This window comes from Massilia sp. HP4, assembly GCF_005222695.1.
Classification (GTDB): domain Bacteria; phylum Pseudomonadota; class Gammaproteobacteria; order Burkholderiales; family Burkholderiaceae_D; genus Telluria.
The window spans coordinates 24,129-45,086 of the sequence record NZ_STGG01000038.1; the positions used below are offsets into that span (position 1 = coordinate 24,129).

A 20,958-nucleotide genomic window follows, 5' to 3' on the forward strand; every position below is an offset into this window, starting at 1 on the left:
GCAGTCACGCGTGGAATGGCCGGCACCTCCCCTGCCCGGTCAGGCTTGACGCCCGGCACGGTGACCCGAAGCGACTTCGGCTCCAGCTGCACCCACTGCACGAAATCCGGTTCGCCTTGCTCCGGCACCGCTGGCCCGCGCACGTGCTGCCAGGCGGCGATGAGCGCCGCATGCGCCAGCAAGGTCGCGGCGACGCCGGCCGGGCGGCTGGTCGGGAGCCTGGCGGCTCGCCGCCAGCATCGCACTACCCTGTGGATCGGGGCCGAAGGTGCGGGCGATCTGCAGGGCGCCGACCATGGCGCCGGTGAGCGCCATGGCCTGGCCGTGCACTGCCTCGCCGCCATGCCCGCCCTCTTCGAGCGCCGCCTGGACGCTGCGCACCAGCCGCTCGATGCGGCCGCGCGCAACGTCGCGCAGTGGCGCCTCCTGGCGCGCCATCTCGGAGCCGAGGGCGGCGACCACGCAGCCCAGTCCGCCCTCGCAGGCGGCCAGGTGTTCGTCGGACAGGTAGGCCGTGACCAGGGCGCCGAGCGCACTGGCGCCGGCTTCGCGCAAGACGGCCGCGCGGCGCTCGAGATTGGGGCTGGACGCGGCGTCGGCATGCTCGAGCGCCTCGACCAGCAAGGCGTCGCGCGAATCGAAATGGGCGTAGAAGCCGCCGTGGGTCAGGCCGGCGCCTTTCATGACGTCGGCCACGCCGACGCCCTTGAAGCCGTCACGGCGCAGCGCGCGCGCGGCGACGTCGAGGATCCGGGCGTGGGTTTGTTCCCGCTTTGTTGGGACAGTCATGCTTGACCTGCAGAGATGCGATGATCTTCATGCTACGACCATCGCCCGCCGTGGTCAACCTGGTGGTCAACTTCGTGGTCAACCCGTGGTCGACCGCCGGCGGCTCAGGACAGCGCCGTATCGAGCACCGTCATCAGGATGAAGCCGAAGACCAGCGCGATGCTGGCCTGGGTGCCGTTGCCCGATTGTCGCGATTCGGGAATCACGTCATTGACGATCACGAGCAGCATGGCGCCGGCGGCGGCGGCCAGCGCATAGGGCAGCAGGCCGGCCGAGATGCCGATCAGCGCCACGCCGAACACGGCGGCGATCGGCTCGACCAGGCCGGAGGCCACGCCCATGGCGACCGCCGTCAGGCGGCTGTAGCCGACGGCGTGCAGCGCAAGCGCCACCACCAGGCCCTCGGGCACGTCCTGGATCGACACGCCGGTGGCAAGCGAGGTGGCTTTCTCGACATCGATCCCGGCGAAGGCCACGCCGATGGCCAGGCCCTCGGGCAGGTTGTGCAGGGCCACGGCCCAGACGAACAGCCAGGCGCGGCGCAGCGATACCTTGTCGGGGTCGTTGGTCAGGATGCCCTCGGTGCGCACCGCGCGCCCGAGCAGCAGGATCGCGCCGGCTCCGAACATGATGCCGGCGCCGACCATGAGACTCGATTCCCAGCTGCCCGCCCCTGCCGTCTTTGCCGCGGACAGCGCCGGGATCACCAGCGAGAAGGCGGTCGCGCCCAGCATGACGCCGGCGCCAAAGCCCAAAAAGCAATCGTAGGTCCGTTTCGTGAAATTCTGTGCGAACAGGACCGGCAAGGTCCCCAGCGCGGTCGCCGCCGCGGCGGTGCTGCCGCCCGCCAGGGCCGCCAGCATCTTGGGATTGGCGTTCATGATCTGTTCGATCATGCTGCCGAGCAGGACGAGGAATCCGATGGCGCAGATGCCGAAACCGATGGCGCGGCGTGGGGTCAGCCAGCGCGCAAGGCTGCGGGGGTGCTCTGTTTTTTCGGTCTGGATGTCCATGCATCTTCCTGTAAAAAACTGCGCCGGGGCCGCACGTCGAGCGCGGCCCCGGCGCCGGGGGATTACTTCAGCGGCTTGCCGCTACCCATCGGATTACCGACACCGGTATCGTCGAGCGGACCGCCCATCGAAGCGACCGTGGCCTGGCCTTTCGATTCATCACCCGCGTTGGCAATAGTACCACCGCTTGCCGATTGCAACATCCCCAGCTCGGCCCCCGTACGAGGGGTTGCCGCCGGGTTCGAAATCGTGCGTGCGGACATCTGCTGGAGGATGTCGATGTCTTCGTTCGGCAGGGCCACTTCGGCCTGGCCCGAACCGCCGTCGACCGCCGCCTGCTTCTCGCGGTCGCTGATGAAGTCCCAGTCGGCGCCCTGGTTCCACGGGCCGCGCATCTCGCCATCGCCCTGCGACATATTGTAGTAGACGCTGGCGAAGGCCGGCACCACCGGCATTTTGCCGGGCGGGAAATTAGGCTCCATCGAGTACAGCGCCTTCTCGAACGATTTCAAGTGGGCGACTTCGCGCGTCATCAGGAAGCCCAGCGCTTCCTTCACGCCCGGATCGTCGGTCAGCGAGATCAGGCGCTCATAGACGATCTTGGCGCGCGCCTCGGCCGCGATGTTCGAGCGCAGGTCGGCCGTCGGCTCGGTGATCGAGTCGATGTAGGCGGCCGTCCACGGCACGCCGGCGGAATTGGTCAGCGGCGCGCCGGCGCCGTACAGCACCTGCGTGATGTGGCTGTCGTTGCCGGCGCCGGTGATCGACTTGTACATCTCGGCCTCTTCGTCGGCCGCCTCGGCCAGGCGGCCCTTGGCGCCCTTGTTGAGCATGGCGACGATGTGGCCGATCACCTCGAGGTGGCTCAGCTCCTCGGTGGCGATATCGAACAGCATGTCCTTGCGGCCAGGATCGTCTTCGGCGACGGCCTGGGTGAAGTAACGCATGGCGGCAGCCAGTTCGCCCTGCGGGCCGCCGAACTGCTCGAGCATCAGGTTGGCCAGGCCGGGGTTCGGTCCGCTGACCCGGACTGTGTATTGCAAGCGCTTATTGTGTGCAAACATGACAGGTATCTCCGATTGAAGTGGGAATGAGAATCCGGCAGCGACGCGTCCTGCGTACACTGCCCGCGACGGGCCACCGCCGGGATCGGCAACCCAATGCGTTCATGTTCTCAGGTCGGCGGTCGAATTCCCGTCAGGAGCGCTCCCGTGTCCTTGTAGGACAAAAGTGACAATGTGTTATTCCAAATAAACAATCCTCCGATCAAGCCAGCTGGAACGCATGTGTCAACCCATGCGTTCGGCCGGCTGCGGGGATGACTTACAAGCCACCGGCGCGCGCGCCTACAGTCGTGCCGCCCGGCCGCGGACTACCATATTGTTCAAACAATCACGAACGGGGGTATTACCATGAATCTCAAGCAACTGAGCCCAAGCATCACCGACATGATCCGCTTCGACCACTCGCATGTGATGGTCACCTTCCATCAGTATTCCAAGGACAAGAGCCCGACCGTCAAGAAAGCGCTGGCCGAGACCATCTGCGACGGCCTGGAAATCCACGCCACGCTCGAGGAAGAGATCTTCTATCCGGTCATGCGCCAGCGCGACGGCGGCGAACCGTTCATCCACGAGGCCGAGCCAGAACACGACGAGATGCGGCGCCTGATCGCCGAATTGCGCCGCACCCCGGGCGCCGATCCGCGTCACGACGACCTGGTCATGGAGTTGATGCGCGACGTGATGCACCACGTTGCAGAAGAAGAAACCAAGCTGCTGCCGGACGCCGAGGCGATCCTGGGCAAGCGGCGCTTGGCCGAATTGGGCGCCGACATGACGCGCCGCCGCATGCAGCTGGTCGGACCGAAGGCCGGCAAGCTGGCCAAGGAACACCTGGTGGGCTTCTCGGGCAGCACGGCGGCGATGGTGATCGGCGTGGCCGGCGCCCTCCTGGCCGCGTTCGCGCTCAAGCCAAAGAAGAGCACCTGGAAGACAGAACCAGCCCATACCTGACCCTGCCGCGCCGGGCCTGACACGCCGCCGCTCGCGAGACCGGCGGCGTGCGGCGTTTACAGCGCGTCGGAGAAGAACACGGGCATCGGATCCAGCGTCGACCTGACCCCCAGACTGGCGCCATGCTCCTTGAGCCAGCGGTCGGCGGTGCTGACACCCTGATCATGGAGCATTTGCAGGAACGGCATCTCGGCGTTCATCTTGGCCGAGATGCCGTGATCCTGCAGGAACTCGTTGCCGCTGATGAGGTGCAGGTGCTTGTTGCGGGCCGCCGCGCCCGCGCCGCGGCTTTCGTCGGGCACTCCATTGAGGTATTGCAGCGCGCTGACTTCGCGCACGAAGCTGATATTGAAGGCGATCTCGTTGGAGCGGTTGGCGATATCGGCGATATTGGTCGGCATGTCGCTGCGCGCGATCGGATTGTTCTGGATGATGACCAGGTCGCTCGCCGTGGAATGCCGCATCAGCGGCGCCAGCGGCGGATTGGCGACATAACTGCCATCCCAGTACATTTCGCCTTCGACCTCGACCGCCGCGAACACCGTGGGCAGGCAGGCCGAGGCCACCAGGCGCTGCACGTCGAGCTCTTCGCGCCGGAATAGCTTGCCGGTGCCGGTGCGCACATTGGTCGCCGCGATAAACACCTGCAGCTCCTCGCAATCGCGCACCCGGTCGAAATCGATCATGGACGCAAGGAAGTTGCGCAGAGGGTTGAGCGTCAGCGGACCTTCGCGCACCGGTCCCATCAGGGCGCCCATCATCTCGAGCAGGTGGTAGAACGGCGAGAATTCCATGGTGAAGGTGGGCGCCATGCGGTCGAGCGGCGTACGCTGCAGCGGGCTCAGCGTGGCCGCGCTGCCGAGCGTGCGCCAGAAGCGGTCGAGGGCCTTGCGCGCGCCCTCGCGGCCGCCGCCGCGGGCATAGCCGTCGGCCACCACCACCGCGTTGATCGCGCCGGCGCTGGAACCGCTCAATGCGTCGATGACCAGCTCGTCTTCTTGCAACAGGCGGTCGAGTACACCCCAGCCAAAAGCGCCGTACGTGCCCCCACCCTGGATGGCGATGCTGATTGTCTTTGTCAAAATCTGCTCCGTCATGAAATAAACTGGACACAGATTAACTTCACCGGCAATTGTGCGGCGCAACGTAGCCTTGGTGCATGAACTGAGAACCAGGGCAGCTTGCTAGCCCATCCACGCCATCACGAGCGGCGCCAGCCACGGCGCGAGCAAGGCTGTCAGCGCGCCGTTCAGTCCCATCGCCAGGCCGGCGAAGGCGCCCATCTCGGGGCTGACCTGGAACGCGCGCGCCGTGCCGATGCCATGCGCGGCCAGGCCCAGCGCGAAGCCGCGCGCCGCGTCGGAGCGCACGCGCAAGATGGCGAACAGTTGTGTGCCAACGACCGCTCCGAAGATGCCGGTCCCGATCACCAGCGCCGCCGTCAGGGCCGGAATCCCGCCGAGGCGTTCGGACACCGCCATCGCGATCGGCGAGGTGGCCGATTTCGGCCCGAGCGTCGCCGCAAGTTCGGGCGTTGCCCCGAGCATGATCGCGATCGCGACCGCCGACACGATGGCGGTGACGCTCCCGGCCAGCAGCGCCGTGGCCAGCGGCAGCAAGGCGCGCCGCATGCGCGGCAGCTGGCGCACCAGCGGCACGGCCAGCGCCACAGTTGCCGGCCCGAGCAGGAAATGCACGAATTGCGCGCCCGCGAAATAGCGTTCGTACGACATGCCCGACAACCACAGCACGCCGGCGATCAGCGCGACCGTGATGGCGACCGGATTGGCCAGCGGCGAGGCGCCGCACAGGGCGAAGATCCGCTGCGCCGCAAGATAGGCGCACAGGGTCAGCGTCAAGCCCAGCAGCGGCGAAGCGGACAGATATACCCAGAAATGGCTCAAGCCGGCGAAATCAGGCATCGCCATCCTTCGCGCCGTCGCCCGGGGCCGGGCCGCCCAACCCGCGCAGGATCAGCCCGGTGACGGCCAGCGCCAGCACGGTGCTGGCCACCAGCGATGTGAGAATGGCAAGCCAATGGCCGCTGCCCCTGCCGGCCGCCACCACGATGCCGACGCCGGCCGGCACGAACAGCAGCGACAGGTGCGACAGCAGGGTGTTGGCCGCCTGCTCCACCAGCGCCTGTAGTCCGGGCAGCGCGACCAGCGCGACCATCAGCAGCAGCATGCCGGCGACCGGCCCCGGCAAGGGAAGATGAAAGACGAATACGATGCCTTCGCCCAGGCATTGGAACAACAACAGGACCGCAAAGGCAGCCAGCATGAACCCACTCCTGACGCAACACGGCGGCCGTGCCGGCCGCCGCAAAAGTGGTCAGGATACCAAATCCTGCGACGCGGCGTGCGCGTCGCCTACGCGCGGTATCAGGCCTCGGCCGCGATTGCAGCGCCGGCGATCGCGCCGCGCTTGACCTGGTCGCGTTCGATCGACTCGAACAAGGCCTTGAAGTTGCCCTCGCCGAAACCGTCGTCGCCCTTGCGCTGGATGAACTCGAAGAACACCGGTCCCAGTTGCGGCACGCCGAAGATCTGCACCAGCAGGCGCGCATGGCCATCCTTGACGGCGCCATCGAGCAGCAGGCCGCGCACTTTCAGCTGGTCGGCGTCCTGGCCATGGCCGGGGATGCGCTCGTCGAGCATCTCGTAATACGTGTCCGGCGGTGGCGACATCAAGGGCACGCCGGCCGCGCGCAGCTTGTCGACGGTCGAGATCAGGTCGTCGGTCAGCAGCGCGATGTGCTGGATGCCCTCGCCGTTGAACTGCATCAGGAATTCCTCGATCTGGCCGCCGCCGGCCTTGCCTTCTTCGTTGAGCGGAATGCGGATCATGCCGTCCGGCGCCGTCATCGCCTTCGAGGTCAGGCCGGTGTACTCGCCCTTGATGTCGAAGTAGCGGATCTCGCGGAAGTTGAACAGCTTCTCGTAGAAGCCGGCCCAGTAGGACATGCGGCCGCGATAGACGTTGTGGGTCAGGTGGTCGATGATCGACAGCCCGTGGCCGGCGGGGTTGCGGTCGACGCCGTCGATGAATTCGAAGTCGATGTCATAAATTGACTTGCCTTCTTCGAAACGGTCGATCAGGTATAGCGGCGCGCCGCCGATGCCCTTGATGGCAGGCAGCCGCAGCTCCATCGGGCCGGTCGGAATCTCGACCGCCTGGGCGCCCAGCTCGAGCGCACGCGCATAGGCCTTGTGCGCATCTTTCACGCGAAACGCCATGCCGCAGGCCGACGGACCGTGCTCGGCCGCGAAGTAGGCGGCGTAGCTCTTCGGTTCGTTGTTGACGATGAAGTTGATGCCGCCCTGGCGGTACAGCACCACGTCTTTCGAGCGGTGGGTCGCCACCCTGGTGAAGCCCAGCGCCTCGAACACCGGCTCGAGCACGCCCGGCGTGGGCGATGCGAATTCGACGAACTCGAAGCCCATCAGGCCCATCGGATTTTCAAACAGGTCTGCCATTGTCTCTTCCTTTTGTGTGACTGTTGTTGACTCATTCCGCGAACACATCGGCCAGCAAGCCGCGCAACCACTGGTTGCCCGGATCCTGGTTGAAGCGGCGGTGCCAGAAAATATTCGTTTGCAATGCCGGCAGCTCGAGTGGCGGCGTCGCCCATTCGAGCCCGAAAGGCTGGCCGGCGCGCTCGGCCAGTTTTTGCGGCACCGTCACGACCAGGTCGCTGGTGCTCACGATATATGGCACCGCCGTGAAATGCGGTACCCGAAACCGGGTCGACTGCCCGATGCCGGCCTTGGCCAGCGCTGCGTTGACGCGATCATAGGGGCTGTCGGCGGCGTCGACCAGCAGGTGCTCGGCCGCCGTGAAGCGCGCCAGCGTCAGCTCGCCCTTGCCCAGCGGATGGCCCTTGCGGAACATCGACACGAACGGCTGCCTGAACAGATGGCGCTGGTACAGGGCCTCGGAGACGTCCTCGAACGGCCCCACCGCCAGGTCGACCCGCCCGCCTTCCATTTCTTCCTTGAGCGACAGCATGCCTACCCGCACCGAACTGATCTCGACGTGCGGCGCCAGCTGGCGGCAGCGCTCGATCAGGGACGGCATGAAATACACCTCGCCGACATCGGTCATGGCCAGCACGAAGCGGCGGTTGCTGGTAGCCGGTTCGAAGCGGCTGCGCTGGTTCAGGGCCAGCGCCACCTGGGCCATCGCTGCGCCGATCGGCTCGGCCATCTGGCTCGCCAGGGGCGTGGGCTGCATGCCGCTGGCTGTGCGCACGAACAGCTCGTCGCCAAAGCTGCGCCGCAGCCGTGCCAGCGCATTGCTCACGGCCGACTGCGACAGCCCCAGGCGCCGGGCGGCCGACGAGATCTGGCGCTCCCTGTATACCTCCTGGAATACAGCAAGCAGGTTCAGGTCGATATCGTGTGCTTCGAGCATGGTCCGTGTGCTTCGATCATGGATGTCCCAGGCTGCCGGCCAGGCCGGCAAGTGAGTCGCATTGTCCACGCCCAGGCGGTAGGCCGAACAGTAATATTGATAATGTAAATAGTCTACATTTTTCTATTCATCTCGTAAAACATGGCGGATTATTCTAGAGTGGCGCCATCAAACCGACTATCTACCGTCCAGGAGACCCCCATGCGCCACGCGCCAGACCGACCCTCGGGCTACCTGAGCGGCTTCGGCAACGAGTTCGCCACCGAAGCCCTGCCCGGCGCCCTGCCCCAGCACCGCAACTCGCCCCAGCGCGTCGCGTATGGCCTGTATGCCGAGCAATTGTCGGGCACTGCCTTTACCGCCCCGCGCAGCCATAACCGGCGCTCGTGGCTATACCGCATCCGCCCGGCTGCCGTGCATGGCAGCTTCGCGCCCCTGGACGCGCCGCGCCTGGTGGGCCGCTTCGACACCCCGGCGCCGCCCAACCAGCTGCGCTGGAGCCCGCTGCCGATGCCGGAGACGCCGACCGATTTCATCGACGGCTGGATGACCATGGCGGGCAACGGTTCGCTTGATGCCATGAGCGGCTGCGCCATCCATCTGTATGCGGCGAATCGTTCGATGGAGGGCCGGTATTTCTATGATTCGGACGGCGAACTCCTGGTCGTGCCGCAGCATGGCCGGCTGTCGATCGCCACCGAAATGGGTTTATTGGAAGTGGAGCCGCAGGAAATCGCCGTGATCCCGCGCGGCGTGCGCTTCCAGGTGGCGCTGCCCGATGGCGAGGCGCGCGGCTATATCTGCGAGAACTTCGGCGCCCTGCTCCAACTACCCGACCTGGGCCCGCTCGGCTCGAACGGCCTGGCCAATCCGCGCGATTTCCTGACGCCCCAAGCGCGCTACGAGGACCTCGAGGGCGACTTCGCGCTGGTGACCAAGTTCGGCGGCCGCCTGTGGAGCGCCCCGATCGGGCACTCGCCGCTGGACGTCGTGGCATGGCACGGCAATTACGTCCCGTATAAATACGACCTGCGCCACTTCAACGCCATCGGCTCGATCAGCTACGACCACCCGGACCCGTCGATCTTCCTGGTGCTGCAGTCGCCGTCGGACACGCCGGGCGTGGACACGCTCGACTTCGTGATCTTCCCGCCGCGCTGGCTGGCGGCCGAGGACACCTTCCGTCCGCCCTGGTTCCACCGCAACGTGGCCAGCGAATTCATGGGCCTGATCCACGGCGCCTACGACGCCAAGGCCGAAGGCTTCGTGCCGGGCGGCGCCAGCATCCACAATTGCATGAGCGGGCACGGTCCGGACGCAGCCACCTTCGACAAGGCCAGCAATGCCGACACCAGCCGCCCGCACAAGGTCGGCGACACCATGGCCTTCATGTTCGAGACCCGCACCGCCCTGGTCCCCACCGCGCAAGCGCTGGCCTCGCCCCAGCTGCAAGGGGATTACCAGCAGTGCTGGGCCGGCATACGCAAGCATTTCCGACTGACGCCCTGACAGCCTGGCGCACGCTGCGGTGTTCCCGGATTTTGTCATTTATGCCATGATTCGCGGGCGGGCCATCGGGGCCTGCCCGGCCGCGGCCCGGTTCGACCGGTCATGGGGCAAGTGCCCAGCATGTCAGACATATTGATCATCCTCGTTCTGATCCTGTTGAACGGGGTGTTCGCAATGAGCGAACTCGCGCTCGTTTCCGCCAAGCGCATGCGTCTCGAGCGGCGCGCCGCCGAAGGCAGCCACGGCGCCCGCACCGCCATCGCGCTGGCCGACAATCCCAGCCATTTCCTCTCCACCGTCCAGGTGGGCATCACCCTGATCGGCATCTTTACCGGCGCCTTCGGCGAAGCCTCGCTGGTCTCGCGCCTGAAGCCGCAGATCGAGTCCGTTGGCTTGCTGGCGCCGTACGCCTACGAGATTGCATTGTTCATCGTGGTGCTGGGGATCACCTTCGTCTCGATCATCCTGGGCGAACTGGTCCCGAAACGCATCGCGATGCGCCATCCCGAGACGATGGCGACCCTGATCGCGCCGCCGCTCAATATGCTGTCGGTGGTCATGTCGCCGTTCGTCAAGGTGCTTTCCTTGACGACCGAGGCGATCGTGCGCCTGCTGGGCATCCACGAAGCAAAGGAAGACGCCCCGACCGAGGAAGACATCGCCGGCATGTTCAAGGAAGGCACCGACGCCGGCCTGTTCGAAAAGACCGAGTACGACATCGTCTCGCGTGCGCTGCGCCTGGACGACCGCCACCTGAAGGCGCTCATGACGCCGCGGGTCGACCTGGTCATGATCGACCTCGACGCCGAGCGCCGCGACACCCTCGAGCTGATCAGCTGCCACGCCTACAGCCGCTTCCCTGTCTATCGCGGTGACCGCGCCCAGATCCTGGGCTATGTAAAGGTGCGCGACCTGCTGGCGCAATCGGTGCGCCATGGCTCGCTCGAGGCGGTCAACATCGAGCACGCGGTGTCCGAGATCCTGTTCGTGCCCGAGACCGTGAGCGCGATGGTGCTGCTCGAGCTGTTCAAGAAGAACCGCGCCGAGCTGGCCCTGATCGTCGACGAGTACGGCGACATCCAGGGCATGGTCACCCTGTCGGATGTGATGAGCGCCCTGGTGGGGGACGTCACCGTGATCGGAGAGGAGCACGACCCCGATGCCGTGCAGCGCCAGGACGGCAGCTGGCTGCTCGACGGCGGCGTCGACCTCGATCGCTTCCGGGACCTGATGAATACCGATGTCCGGTTCCCGAACGAGGAAACGGGGGCCTATCACACGCTGGCCGGATTCGTGCTGTACCAGTTCGGCTATATTCCAAAGACCTCTGAATTCTTCGAGTGGGGCAGCTACCGGATCGAGGTGGTCGATATGGATGGCAACCGGATCGACCGGCTACTGGTGGCCCAGCTGGCGCCGCCCGAGGTAGCGCCCGGCAACCCCTGATCCTGCTTCCCCTCTCCCTTTGTGGAGGGTTGGGCGTCACGGTGTCACACATCCTGCTCGCGGCTCGTCTGCTGGACGTGAGGTTCACGCTCGCATCGTGAACGGTCACGCCATTCAACCGAAACAGGAGTCAGCACCATGCAGCACATGAATGACAAGGTCGTCTTGATCACGGGCGGCGCCGCCGGCATCGGCCGCGCCGCCGCACTGCAATTTGCGCGCGCAGGCGCGAGAGTCGTCGTCACCGGCCGGCGCGAAGCGCCGCTCGAGGCGCTCGCCGCCGAACACGCAGGCATCGACTATATCGTGGCCGACGCCGGCAAGGCCGCCGATGCGGTGCGCACGATCGCCACCGTCGTCGAGCGCCATGCCCGCCTGGATGTATTGGTGAACAACGCCGGCGCCGGGGCCATCCTGCCGCTGCAAGACGCCGATGCGGACCAGGTCCGCGCCATCTTCGAGGTGAACGTCGTTGGTCCGTCGCTGCTGGCGCGCGCCGCGCTGCCCCATCTCGAAGCCACCCGGGGTGTCATCGTCAACCTGTCCTCGACCTTCGGCCACAAGGCTGGCGCCATGCTGTCCCATTATGGCGCCAGCAAGGCCGCGATCGAACACTTGACCCGCTGCTGGGCGCTTGAGCTGGCGCCGCGTGGCATCCGCGTCAACGCGGTCGCCGCCGGGCCGACCGAGACCGACTTCCTGGCCGAGCGCATGGGGCTGACGCCGGAACAGATCGAGGCCGTCAAGGCCGACGAGACGGCGCGCATTCCGCTGGGCCGCCGCGGCCAGCCGGACGATGTCGCCGAAGTCATCGTCTCCCTGGCGGGGCCGATGGGCGGGTGGATCACCGGCCAGGTGCTGGCGGTCGATGGGGGCCTGAACATCGCCTAGCGGCGGGGCGGCGCCCAAGCGCGTATACTTGCGCCTTTGCCAGCGCAAGAAAGGCACCATGGACGTCGTCAAGCTCGGCCCCCTGATCATTCCGCTGTCGGCGGTGCTGACGGTGCTCGCCATCCTGGCGGCGACCACCACGGCCGACTGGCTGTATCGCCGGCGCGGCGCGGACGCCGGCACGGTGCTGTGGCGGATGATACTGGTCGGCTTCGTCGCCGCCCGCGCCGTATTCGTGCTCAAGCACCACGACATCTACACCAGGGCGCCGTGGACCGCCCTCGACATCCGCGACGGCGGCTTTGAACTGTCGGCAGGCCTGATCGTGGCCTGTGTGATCGGCGCCGAACTCACCCGGCGCCGCGCCGAGCTGCGCCGGCCGCTGCTGGCCAGCGTGCTGGCCGGGGGCGCGGTCTGGATCGGCGGCCAGCTGGCCGCCCAGGCCCTGGCCCCGCCGCGCCCGCCCATGCCCGACGTGATGGTGCGCCGGCTCGACGGCAGCGAAGTCGCCCTGCGCAGCTTGGCCGACCGGCCGCTGGTGGTCAACCTGTGGGCGACCTGGTGCCCGCCGTGCCGGCGTGAGATGCCCGCCATGCAGGCGGCGCAGGAGGCCAACCCCGGGATCGGCTTTGTGTTCGTCAACCAGCGCGAGTCGAGCGTGATCGTGCGGCGGTTCCTGGCCACCCAGCAGCTGCACCTGAAGAATGTGGTGATCGATCCGGCCGGCCAGTTGGCGGCGCGCACCGGCGCGGCCGGCTATCCGACCACCTTGTTCTACGACGCCGACGGCAAGCTGCAATTGCGCCATGTGGGCGAGCTGTCGGAAGCGACCCTGAGGGACAAGCTGGAAATGCTGCGGCCGTGAGCCGCCGGCAGGCTACCCTCGCACAACGACTTGTGGTAAAACATCGCGGCAACCGAGGAGATGTCTATGCAAGTCAATCCAATCCAGCTATTCGACGCCGAATCGTCGACCTTTACCTATATCCTGGCCGCGCCGGGCAGCTACGACGCCGTCATCATCGACCCGGTCGACCGCCATTTCACGCGCGACCTGGCCCATATCGAACGACTTGGATTGAAGCTGACCCATGTGCTCGAAACGCACGCCCATGCCGACCACGTGACGTCGGCCGGCCGCTTGCGCGAGCATACCGGCGCCATGGCCTGCGTGCCGAGCGGCTGCGACATTCCGCCGGCCGAGGTGCAGTTGCAGGATGGCGACCAGATCCGCTTCGGCCTGCACGAGCATATCGCGGTAATCCACACGCCGGGCCATACCGCGGGCAGCATGTGCTACCTGTGGCGTGGCAACCTGTTCACCGGCGACACCCTGCTGATCGATGGCTGCGGACGTACCGACTTCCAGAGCGGCAGCCCGGAAAGCCTGTACGACAGCGTCACCCGCAAGCTGTTCACGCTCGACGACCACGTGAGGGTGTGGCCCGGCCACGACTACAAGGGCCAGTCGGTGTCGAGCATCGGCTGGGAAAAGCGCCACAATGCGCGCCTGGCCAATCGCAGCCGCGACGATTTCATCGCCCTGATGGCCGCGCTCGACCTGCCGCGCCCGCGGATGATGGATATCGCCGTGCCGGCAAACCGCAACCTCGGCCTGCCGCACAGCGTGTGAGGTATCAGTAGCGCCGGGTACTCTTGCGTACCGGTGGACGCTTCAGGACTTTCGTTTGGAACTGTTTCCAGATCAGCCCTGCCAGGGCCATCATGATCATCTTGCGCATAGGTTCTCCTCGATAGTGGTCGGCGACATGCCGTCGACGCCAGCATAGCCTGTGGCTCAATAGCGCGGCGCAGGTTTGCCCGGCCCCAAGGATGCAGTAGAATCCCTGTCTTTCTGGCAAGAAGAGACCGACCATGGCCGACGGGCACAATGAACTCAAGCGCGGGCTGAAGAACCGCCACATCCAGCTGATCGCCCTCGGTGGCGCGATCGGCACCGGCCTGTTCCTCGGCATCGCCTCGACCATCCAGATGGCCGGTCCCTCGGTGCTGCTGGGGTATGCGATCGCCGGCGCGGTCGCCTTCTTGATCATGCGCCAGCTGGGCGAGATGATCGTCGACGAGCCGGTCGCCGGCTCGTTCAGCCACTTCGCCGACAAATACTGCGGGCGCTGGGCCGGCTTCGTCTCGGGCTGGAATTACTGGGTGATGTACATCCTGGTCAGCCTGGCCGAGCTGACCGCGCTCGGCATCTATATGCAGTACTGGTTCCCTGAGCTGCCGACCTGGGTCTCGGCCCTCGGCTTCTTCGTGCTGGTCAACTGCATCAGCCTGCTCAACGTGAAAGCCTTCGGCGAGATGGAGTTCTGGTTCGCCGTGATCAAGGTGGTGGCGGTGGTCGGCATGATCGTCTTCGGCCTCTACCTCCTGGTCGGCGGCGGCGCCGGTCCCGAGGCCGGCGTGGCCAACCTGTGGCAGCACGGCGGTTTCTTCCCCCATGGCGTGGCCGGCCTGGCGATGGCGATGGCGGTGATCATGTTCTCCTTCGGCGGCCTGGAACTGATCGGCATCACCGCGGCCGAAGCCGACGACCCGTCGCGCACCATCCCGCGCGCCACCAATAACGCGCTGTACCGGATCCTGATCTTCTACATCGGCGCCCTGGCCGTGCTGCTGATGCTGTATCCGTGGCAAAAGGTGGTCACCGGCGGCAGCCCCTTCGTGCTGATCTTCCAGGCGCTCGACAGCGGCTGGGTCGCCAATGTCCTCAATCTGGTCGTGCTGACCGCCGCGCTGTCGGTCTACAACGGCTGCGTGTACGCCAACAGCCGCATGCTGTTCGGCCTGGCCGAACAGGGCAATGCGCCGGCGGTGCTGAAATACACCAACCGGCGCGGCGTCCCGCTGGTCGCGCTGGGCGTATCGGCCGTCGCCACGGGTTCCGCCATCGCGATCAATTACTTCCTGCCGCGCGAGGCGCTGGGCATGGTCATGACCCTGGCCACGGCCGCACTGGTCCTGAACTGGGCAATGATTTCATGGAGCCACCTGCGCTTCCGTCGCCACAAGGACAACCTGGGCGAACGGGCGACCTTCCGCAGCCCGTGGTTTCCGCTGTCGAACTACGTTTGCCTGGGCTTCGTCGCACTGCTTCTGATCGTGATGCTGCTCACGCCAGGCCTGCGCATCTCGGTATTCCTGATTCCGGTGTGGCTGGCGGTGCTGGGCCTGGGCTACTGGCTGCGCGCGCGACACAGGCCGCGCTAACGGCGTGCGGTTTTTCCGCGCGCGGTTAGATGGCTGCCGCTGCTACACTGCGCCATCCAATCTCACGCGCGACCATGAACATTGCCTTGTTGCATCTCTTGGGCTCGGACAGTGCCCTCGCAGCGTTCTGCCACACGCTCCAGCTTGAGACGTCAGCAAACTGGAAGGCGGGCGACCCACGCAGTCGTGGCAGGGTCCATGCTTCGTCGGGCTGCACGATCGACATTGCCGATGCGCCGACACCGGCGGCCATGCTCGCGAGCATCCGGCAATTTCTGGAGCGCTGCGTGACCGGCAATGTCACCTTGCCCGCTTACGACCTTCACGGCGAACTGTCCATCGGTGTCGCGGTCGGCGACGCCGTTCAATTCGCTTCTGTGCTCGAATTCACCACCCATGACCTGCAGCGCATCGCCGCGACCGGATTGACGCTGTCGATCGCTGCCTATCCTGCATCTGATTAGCTGCCTCCCGCGTGGATGACATTTCGCGGAGCTCAAACTTTGCGGGCAACGCCCAACGCGAAAATCGCTACGCATTCTATAGTTGGCGATACGCCAGATCCTGCGAACGCGTTCAGGTCCATGTTGCATCGCAATATGAAAATAGTCATCCGCAGTTGACGTAAACGTCAACTAACCGGCTATCATGCTCCTTGCTGCAAAACACCTCAAAAGGGAAAGCATAACTATGAGCCAGAGCAATCCTCTGTCGCTGCACGTACCGGAGCCTACCGGCCGCCCGGGCTGCAAGACCGATTTTTCGTACCTACAAGTCAGCGCTGCCGGTTCCGTCCGGCGTCCGCCGATCGATGTCGCGCCGTTGGAGACAAGCGACATCGCCCAACAACTGATCCGCGTCCTCGACGAGGAAGGCAATGCCGTCGGCCCCTGGGCCGAGGAACCCGACCGCGAGCTGCTGCGCTTCGGCCTGCGCACCATGATGAAGACCCGCATCTTCGATGCGCGCATGGTGATCGCCCAGCGCCAGAAGAAGATGTCCTTCTACATGATCTCGCTCGGCGAAGAGGCGATCGGCACCGCCCACGCCCTCGCGCTGCAGCACGGCGACATGAATTTCCCGACCTACCGCCAGCAAAGCCTCTTGATGGCGCGCGAGGTGCCCCTGGTCGACATGATCTGCCAACTGCTGTCGAACGAGCGCGATCCGCTCAAGGGCCGCCAGTTGCCGGTGATGTACTCGGTGCGTGAGTCCGGCTTCTTCACCATCTCGGGCAATCTCGCTACCCAATACCCGCAGGCCGTCGGCTGGGCCATGGCGTCCGCCATCAAGGGCGACACGAAAATCGCCTCGGCCTGGATCGGCGACGGCGCCACCGCCGAATCCGATTTCTCGACCGCCCTCACCTTTGCCCATGTGTACCGCGCGCCGGTCATCCTCAACGTGGTCAACAACCAGTGGGCGATCTCGAGCTTCCAGGCGATCGCCGGCGGCGAGAGCGTGACCTTCGCCACCCGCGGCATCGGCAGCGGCATCGCCTCGCTGCGCGTGGACGGCAATGACTTCCTGGCCGTGCTGTCGGCCTCGCGCTGGGCCGCCGAGCGCGCCCGCAGCAACCTCGGACCGACCCTGATCGAATGGGTCACCTACCGCGCCGGCCCGCACTCGACCTCGGACGATCCGGCCCGCTATCGTCCGGCCGACGACTACGCCCGCTTCCCGCTGGGCGACCCGATCGCCCGCCTGCGCCAGTACCTGACCAAATTGGGTTGCTGGTCGGACGCCGAGCACGAGGCAGTGCAGGCCGAGCTGGAGGCCGAAGTGCTGGCCGCGCAGAAGGAAGCCGAGAGCTACGGCATCCTGGGCGACGAGCGCGCACCGAGCGCCGCGACCATGTTCGAGGACGTTTATAAAGACATGCCGGAGCACCTGCGCCGTCAGCGTCAGCAGTTGGGAGTATGAGCATGGCACGAGACGATCAAGCAAAAGAAACGGCGAATATGTCACAGACTATGCCGATGACCATGATCCAGGCCCTGCGCTCGGCCATGGACGTGATGATGGAACGTGATGGCAACGTGGTGGTGTATGGCCAGGACGTCGGCTATTTCGGCGGCGTGTTCCGCGTCACGGATGGGCTGCAAGCCAAGTATGGCAAGTCGCGCGTGTTCGACGCACCGATCTCGGAAGGCGGCATCGTCGGCACCGCGGTCGGCATGGCCGCCTATGGCCTGCGCCCCGTGGTCGAGATCCAGTTTGCCGACTATTTTTATCCGGCGACCGACCAGATCGTGTCCGAGGCGGCGCGCCTGCGCTACCGCTCGGCCGGCGAATTCACCTCGTCGATGGTGATCCGCATGCCTTGCGGCGGCGGCATCTATGGCGGGCAAACCCACAGCCAGAGCCCCGAGGCCTTCTTCACCCACGTGTGCGGCCTGCGCACCGTGATGCCGTCCAATCCGTATGACGCGAAAGGCCTCTTGATCGCCTCGATCGAGAACGACGATCCGGTGATCTTCCTGGAACCCAAACGTCTTTACAATGGTCCGTTTGACGGTCACCACGACCGTCCGGTGGTGCCGTGGTCCGGCCATCCGAAGGGCGAAGTCCCGACCGGCTACTACACCGTCGACCTCGACAAGGCCGCCATCGTTCGCCCCGGTAACGACGTCACCGTGCTGGCCTACGGCACCATGGTCTGGGTGGCGGAAGCCGCGGCGCGCGAATCCGGCGTCGACGCCGAAGTGATCGACCTGCGCAGCATCTGGCCGCTCGACCTCGACACCATCGTCGCCTCGGTCAAGAAGACCGGCCGCTGCGTGATCGTGCACGAAGCGACCCAGACCAGCGGCTTCGGCGCCGAACTGGCCGCGCTGGTGCAAGAGCATTGTTTCTACCAGCTCGAGGCGCCGATCGGGCGCGTCGCCGGCTGGGACACCCCGTATCCGCATGCGCAGGAGTGGGCTTATTTCCCGGGGCCCGACCGTGTCGGCGCGGCCCTGAAACGCGTGATGGAGGGTTGATTCATGGGTATTCACGTCATCAAGATGCCTGACCTCGGCGAAGGCATCGCCGAAGTCGAAGTCGTGGCCTGGCATGTGCAGCCGGGCGACGTTGTCAAGGAAGACCAGGTCCTGGCCGACGTCATGACCGACAAGGCGACGGTCGAGATTCCGTCCCCGGTCGCCGGCACCATCACGAGCCTGGGCGGCGCGATCGGCCAGTCGCTGGCCGTGGGCGCGGAACTGATCCGCCTCGAAGTCGAAGGCGCCGGCAACCTGAAGGACGGCGCCGCCAAGGCCGTCCAGGAGCCGGTGAAAACCGCCGCCGCGACCGCGCCGGCCGAGGAAGTGGCCGAGCCCCAGCTCGAAGCCGTGGCGACCAGCGAAGCCTCGGCCCCGGCCCCTGCCGGCGCGCCTGCCCCGGCAGCCAGGCCGGGGCCACGTCCCGCGCCAGCCCCGAAGGGCGCGCCGCAGCTGCGCGCCGAAGGCGAGAAACCATTGGCGCCGCCGGCCGTGCGCCAGCGCGCCTGGGATTTGGGTGTAGAGCTCCAGTTCGTCGCCGGCAGCGGTCCGCTCGGGCGCATCACCCACGCCGACCTCGACGCCCACGTCGAAGGCCGCCGCGGCGCCGCCAATGGCGGTAGCGATGAACGCTACGCCGAGCAGCATGGCGAACACGCGACCCAGATCATCGGCCTGCGCCGCAAGATCGCCGAGAAGATGCAGGATGCAAAACGCCACATCCCGCACTTCACCTATGTCGAAGAAGTCGACGTCACCGAACTCGAAGCGCTGCGCATCCAGCTTAACGCCCGATACGGTGCAGAACGGGGAAAACTCACCCTGCTGCCGCTCCTGATGCGCGCCGTCGTGCTGGCCCTGCGCAGCTATCCGATGATGAGCGCGCGCTACGACGACGACAAGAACCTGCTGACCACCTATGACGCGGCCCATATCGGCATCGCGGCCCAGACCGACAACGGCCTGATGGTGCCGGTGGTGCGCCACGCCGAATCGCGCGATCCGTGGTCGAGCGCGGCCGAGATCGCGCGCCTGGCCGAAGCCGCGCGCACCGGCAAGGCCACCCGCGACGAGCTGACCGGCTCCACCATCACGATCACCAGCCTGGGCGCGCTGGGCGGCATCGTCACCACGCCGGTGATCAACCGCCCTGAAGTCGCGATCGTCGGCGTCAACCGCATCGTCGACCGTCCGGTGATCCGCGACGGCGCGATGGTGGCGCGCAAGATGATGAACCTGTCGTCCTCGTTCGACCACCGCGTCATCGACGGCATGGTGGCGGCCCAGTTCGTGCAAGCGATCCGCGGCTACCTCGAATTCCCTGCAACCCTGTTCGTGGAGTGAGCCGATGGAGACGATCAACACGACTTTACTGATCATCGGCGGCGGTCCCGGCGGCTACGTGGCCGGCATCCGCGCCGGCCAGCTCGGCATCCCGGCCATCGTGGTCGAAGGCGCCAACCCGGGAGGCACCTGCCTGAATATCGGCTGCATCCCGTCGAAAGCGCTGATCCACGCGGCCGACGAATACCACAAGGCCGCGACCTATGCGGCCCAGGAGTCGCCACTCGGCATCAGCGTCGATAATCCGAAAATCGACCTGGCGCGCACCGTGGCCTGGAAGGACGGCATCGTCAAGCGCCTGACCGGCGGCGTCGGCGCCCTGCTGAAGAAACAGGGCGTACGCGTGGTGAACGGATGGGCGCGGGTCCTGGACGGCAAGACGGTCGAGGTGGTGGCCGACGGCCAGGAGACGGTGCGCATCCGCTGCGAGCACCTGCTGCTGGCCAGCGGCTCGCAGGCCGTCGAGCTGCCTTTCATGCCCTTCGGCGGACCGGTGATCTCGTCGACCGAGGCGCTGTCGCAAGATGGCGTGCCGCGCCGCCTGGTGGTGGTCGGCGCCGGCTACATCGGCCTGGAACTGGGCACCGCCTACCGCAAGCTGGGCAGCCAGGTCACCGTGGTCGAGGCGGCGGAACGCATCCTGCCGGCCTATGACGCCGAGCTGGTCAAGCCGGTGGCCAAGTCGCTCGAGCGTCTCGGCATCGAGCTGCGGCTGGCGACGTCGGTGCTGGGCATGGAAGGCGAGCAGGTAAAAGTGCGCGACGCTTCCGGGGTCGAGGCCTACCTCGACGCCGACAAGGTGCTGGTGGCCGTGGGCCGCAAGCCGGCGACCACCGGCTGGGGCCTCGAGAACCTGATGCTCGACATGGCCGGCCGCGCGATCAAGGTCGATGAGCAGTGCCGTACCTCGATGCGCAACGTCTGGGCCATCGGCGACCTCACGGGCGAACCGATGCTGGCCCACCGCGCCATGGCCCAGGGCGAGATGGTGGCCGAGATCATCGCCGGCAAGCGCCGCTGGTTCCAGCCGGCGGCGATTCCGGCGGTGTGCTACACCGATCCCGAGATCGTCGTGGCCGGCATGTCGCCCGCCGAGGCGGCGGCTGCCGGCATCGACGCGATTAGCGCCAACTTCCCGTTCAGCGCCAATGGCCGTGCGATGACGATCGAGAGTGTCGATGGTTTCGTGCGCGTGGTTGCGCGCAAGGACAACCACCTGATCCTGGGCTGGCAGGCGGTCGGCGTCGGCGTGTCCGAACTGGCCGCGGGCTTTACCCAGTCGATCGAGCTGGGCGCCCAGCTCGAAGACGTGGCGCGCACCGT

Annotated in this window: 20 protein-coding genes; 12 read left to right on the top strand and 8 right to left on the bottom strand. The window is 66.2% G+C overall.

From position 1 onward, the window contains the following. Positions 1–39: 39 nt before the first annotated feature. The 3 genes from E8M83_RS13725 to E8M83_RS13735 form a co-directional block, all read right to left on the bottom strand. Positions 40–789, bottom strand: coding sequence for a TetR/AcrR family transcriptional regulator (locus tag E8M83_RS13725; RefSeq protein WP_137173907.1), 750 nt, complete (start codon positions 787–789; stop codon positions 40–42). A gap of 104 nt (positions 790–893) precedes the next feature. Next, positions 894–1,802, bottom strand: coding sequence for a ZIP family metal transporter (locus E8M83_RS13730; RefSeq protein ID WP_137173908.1), 909 nt, complete (start codon positions 1,800–1,802; stop codon positions 894–896). Between the two features lie 62 nt (positions 1,803–1,864). Next, the gene (locus tag E8M83_RS13735; RefSeq protein ID WP_137173909.1) at positions 1,865–2,866 is read right to left on the bottom strand and encodes a manganese catalase family protein; all 1,002 of its coding nucleotides are present in this window, start codon (positions 2,864–2,866) and stop codon (positions 1,865–1,867) included. Positions 2,867–3,214: 348 nt separating this feature from the next. Between E8M83_RS13735 and E8M83_RS13740 the strand changes: the two genes are divergently transcribed. Then, positions 3,215–3,817 (top strand): hemerythrin domain-containing protein, encoded by a 603-nt coding sequence (locus tag E8M83_RS13740; protein WP_137173910.1) that lies wholly within the window; start codon positions 3,215–3,217, stop codon positions 3,815–3,817. A gap of 56 nt (positions 3,818–3,873) precedes the next feature. Here the strand turns inward: E8M83_RS13740 and E8M83_RS13745 are convergent, their stop codons facing one another. From E8M83_RS13745 to E8M83_RS13765, 5 genes are all read right to left on the bottom strand, one after another. Beyond that, the gene (locus tag E8M83_RS13745; protein ID WP_229491522.1) at positions 3,874–4,899 is read right to left on the bottom strand and encodes a patatin-like phospholipase family protein; all 1,026 of its coding nucleotides are present in this window, start codon (positions 4,897–4,899) and stop codon (positions 3,874–3,876) included. Between the two features lie 102 nt (positions 4,900–5,001). Continuing rightward, entirely contained in the window at positions 5,002–5,739 is a 738-nt protein-coding gene (locus E8M83_RS13750; RefSeq protein WP_137173912.1) for an LrgB family protein, read from the bottom strand. Next, entirely contained in the window at positions 5,732–6,100 is a 369-nt protein-coding gene (locus tag E8M83_RS13755; RefSeq protein WP_137173913.1) for a CidA/LrgA family protein, read from the bottom strand. The genes E8M83_RS13750 and E8M83_RS13755 overlap by 8 nt, the downstream gene beginning before the upstream one ends. A 101-nt stretch (positions 6,101–6,201) precedes the next feature. Then, complete coding sequence (hppD, locus tag E8M83_RS13760; protein WP_137173914.1) at positions 6,202–7,296, bottom strand: 4-hydroxyphenylpyruvate dioxygenase; 1,095 nt, start codon at positions 7,294–7,296, stop codon at positions 6,202–6,204. A 31-nt stretch (positions 7,297–7,327) separates the two neighbouring features. Next, on the bottom strand, positions 7,328–8,233 hold the full coding sequence (locus tag E8M83_RS13765) for a LysR family transcriptional regulator (RefSeq protein WP_137173915.1): 906 nt from the start codon (positions 8,231–8,233) through the stop codon (positions 7,328–7,330). Between the two features lie 201 nt (positions 8,234–8,434). Here E8M83_RS13765 and hmgA point away from each other — a divergent pair, with 201 nt between their 5' ends. The 11 genes from hmgA to lpdA all read left to right on the top strand — a co-directional run. Next, positions 8,435–9,742 carry a homogentisate 1,2-dioxygenase gene (gene hmgA, locus E8M83_RS13770; RefSeq protein ID WP_137173916.1) on the top strand — a complete coding sequence of 436 codons (1,308 nt, stop codon included), beginning with the start codon at positions 8,435–8,437 and terminating at the stop codon, positions 9,740–9,742. Positions 9,743–9,862: 120 nt separating this feature from the next. Continuing rightward, on the top strand, positions 9,863–11,188 hold the full coding sequence (locus E8M83_RS13775) for a hemolysin family protein (protein WP_137173917.1): 1,326 nt from the start codon (positions 9,863–9,865) through the stop codon (positions 11,186–11,188). Between the two features lie 138 nt (positions 11,189–11,326). Continuing rightward, entirely contained in the window at positions 11,327–12,079 is a 753-nt protein-coding gene (locus tag E8M83_RS13780) for an SDR family NAD(P)-dependent oxidoreductase (RefSeq protein ID WP_137173918.1), read from the top strand. A 58-nt stretch (positions 12,080–12,137) separates the two neighbouring features. Continuing rightward, positions 12,138–12,944, top strand: coding sequence for a TlpA disulfide reductase family protein (locus E8M83_RS13785; protein WP_137173919.1), 807 nt, complete (start codon positions 12,138–12,140; stop codon positions 12,942–12,944). A 66-nt stretch (positions 12,945–13,010) separates the two neighbouring features. Continuing rightward, the gene (locus E8M83_RS13790) at positions 13,011–13,712 is read left to right on the top strand and encodes an MBL fold metallo-hydrolase (protein ID WP_137173920.1); all 702 of its coding nucleotides are present in this window, start codon (positions 13,011–13,013) and stop codon (positions 13,710–13,712) included. A 242-nt stretch (positions 13,713–13,954) separates the two neighbouring features. Continuing rightward, positions 13,955–15,307, top strand: a complete 1,353-nt coding sequence (locus E8M83_RS13795) for an amino acid permease (RefSeq protein WP_137173921.1) — start codon at positions 13,955–13,957, stop codon at positions 15,305–15,307. A 74-nt stretch (positions 15,308–15,381) separates the two neighbouring features. Continuing rightward, positions 15,382–15,771 (top strand): hypothetical protein, encoded by a 390-nt coding sequence (locus E8M83_RS13800; RefSeq protein ID WP_137173922.1) that lies wholly within the window; start codon positions 15,382–15,384, stop codon positions 15,769–15,771. Between the two features lie 226 nt (positions 15,772–15,997). Next, on the top strand, positions 15,998–17,230 hold the full coding sequence (locus E8M83_RS13805) for a 3-methyl-2-oxobutanoate dehydrogenase (2-methylpropanoyl-transferring) subunit alpha (protein WP_137173923.1): 1,233 nt from the start codon (positions 15,998–16,000) through the stop codon (positions 17,228–17,230). Between the two features lie 2 nt (positions 17,231–17,232). Beyond that, a complete protein-coding gene (locus tag E8M83_RS13810; RefSeq protein ID WP_373995050.1) occupies positions 17,233–18,291 on the top strand; it encodes an alpha-ketoacid dehydrogenase subunit beta in 1,059 nt (352 codons plus the stop codon). Positions 18,292–18,294: 3 nt separating this feature from the next. After that, positions 18,295–19,635, top strand: a complete 1,341-nt coding sequence (locus E8M83_RS13815) for a dihydrolipoamide acetyltransferase family protein (RefSeq protein WP_137173924.1) — start codon at positions 18,295–18,297, stop codon at positions 19,633–19,635. 4 nt (positions 19,636–19,639) lie between these two features. Next, a partial coding sequence (lpdA, locus tag E8M83_RS13820) for a dihydrolipoyl dehydrogenase (RefSeq protein WP_137173925.1) occupies positions 19,640–20,958 on the top strand: 1,319 nt, incomplete at its 3' end.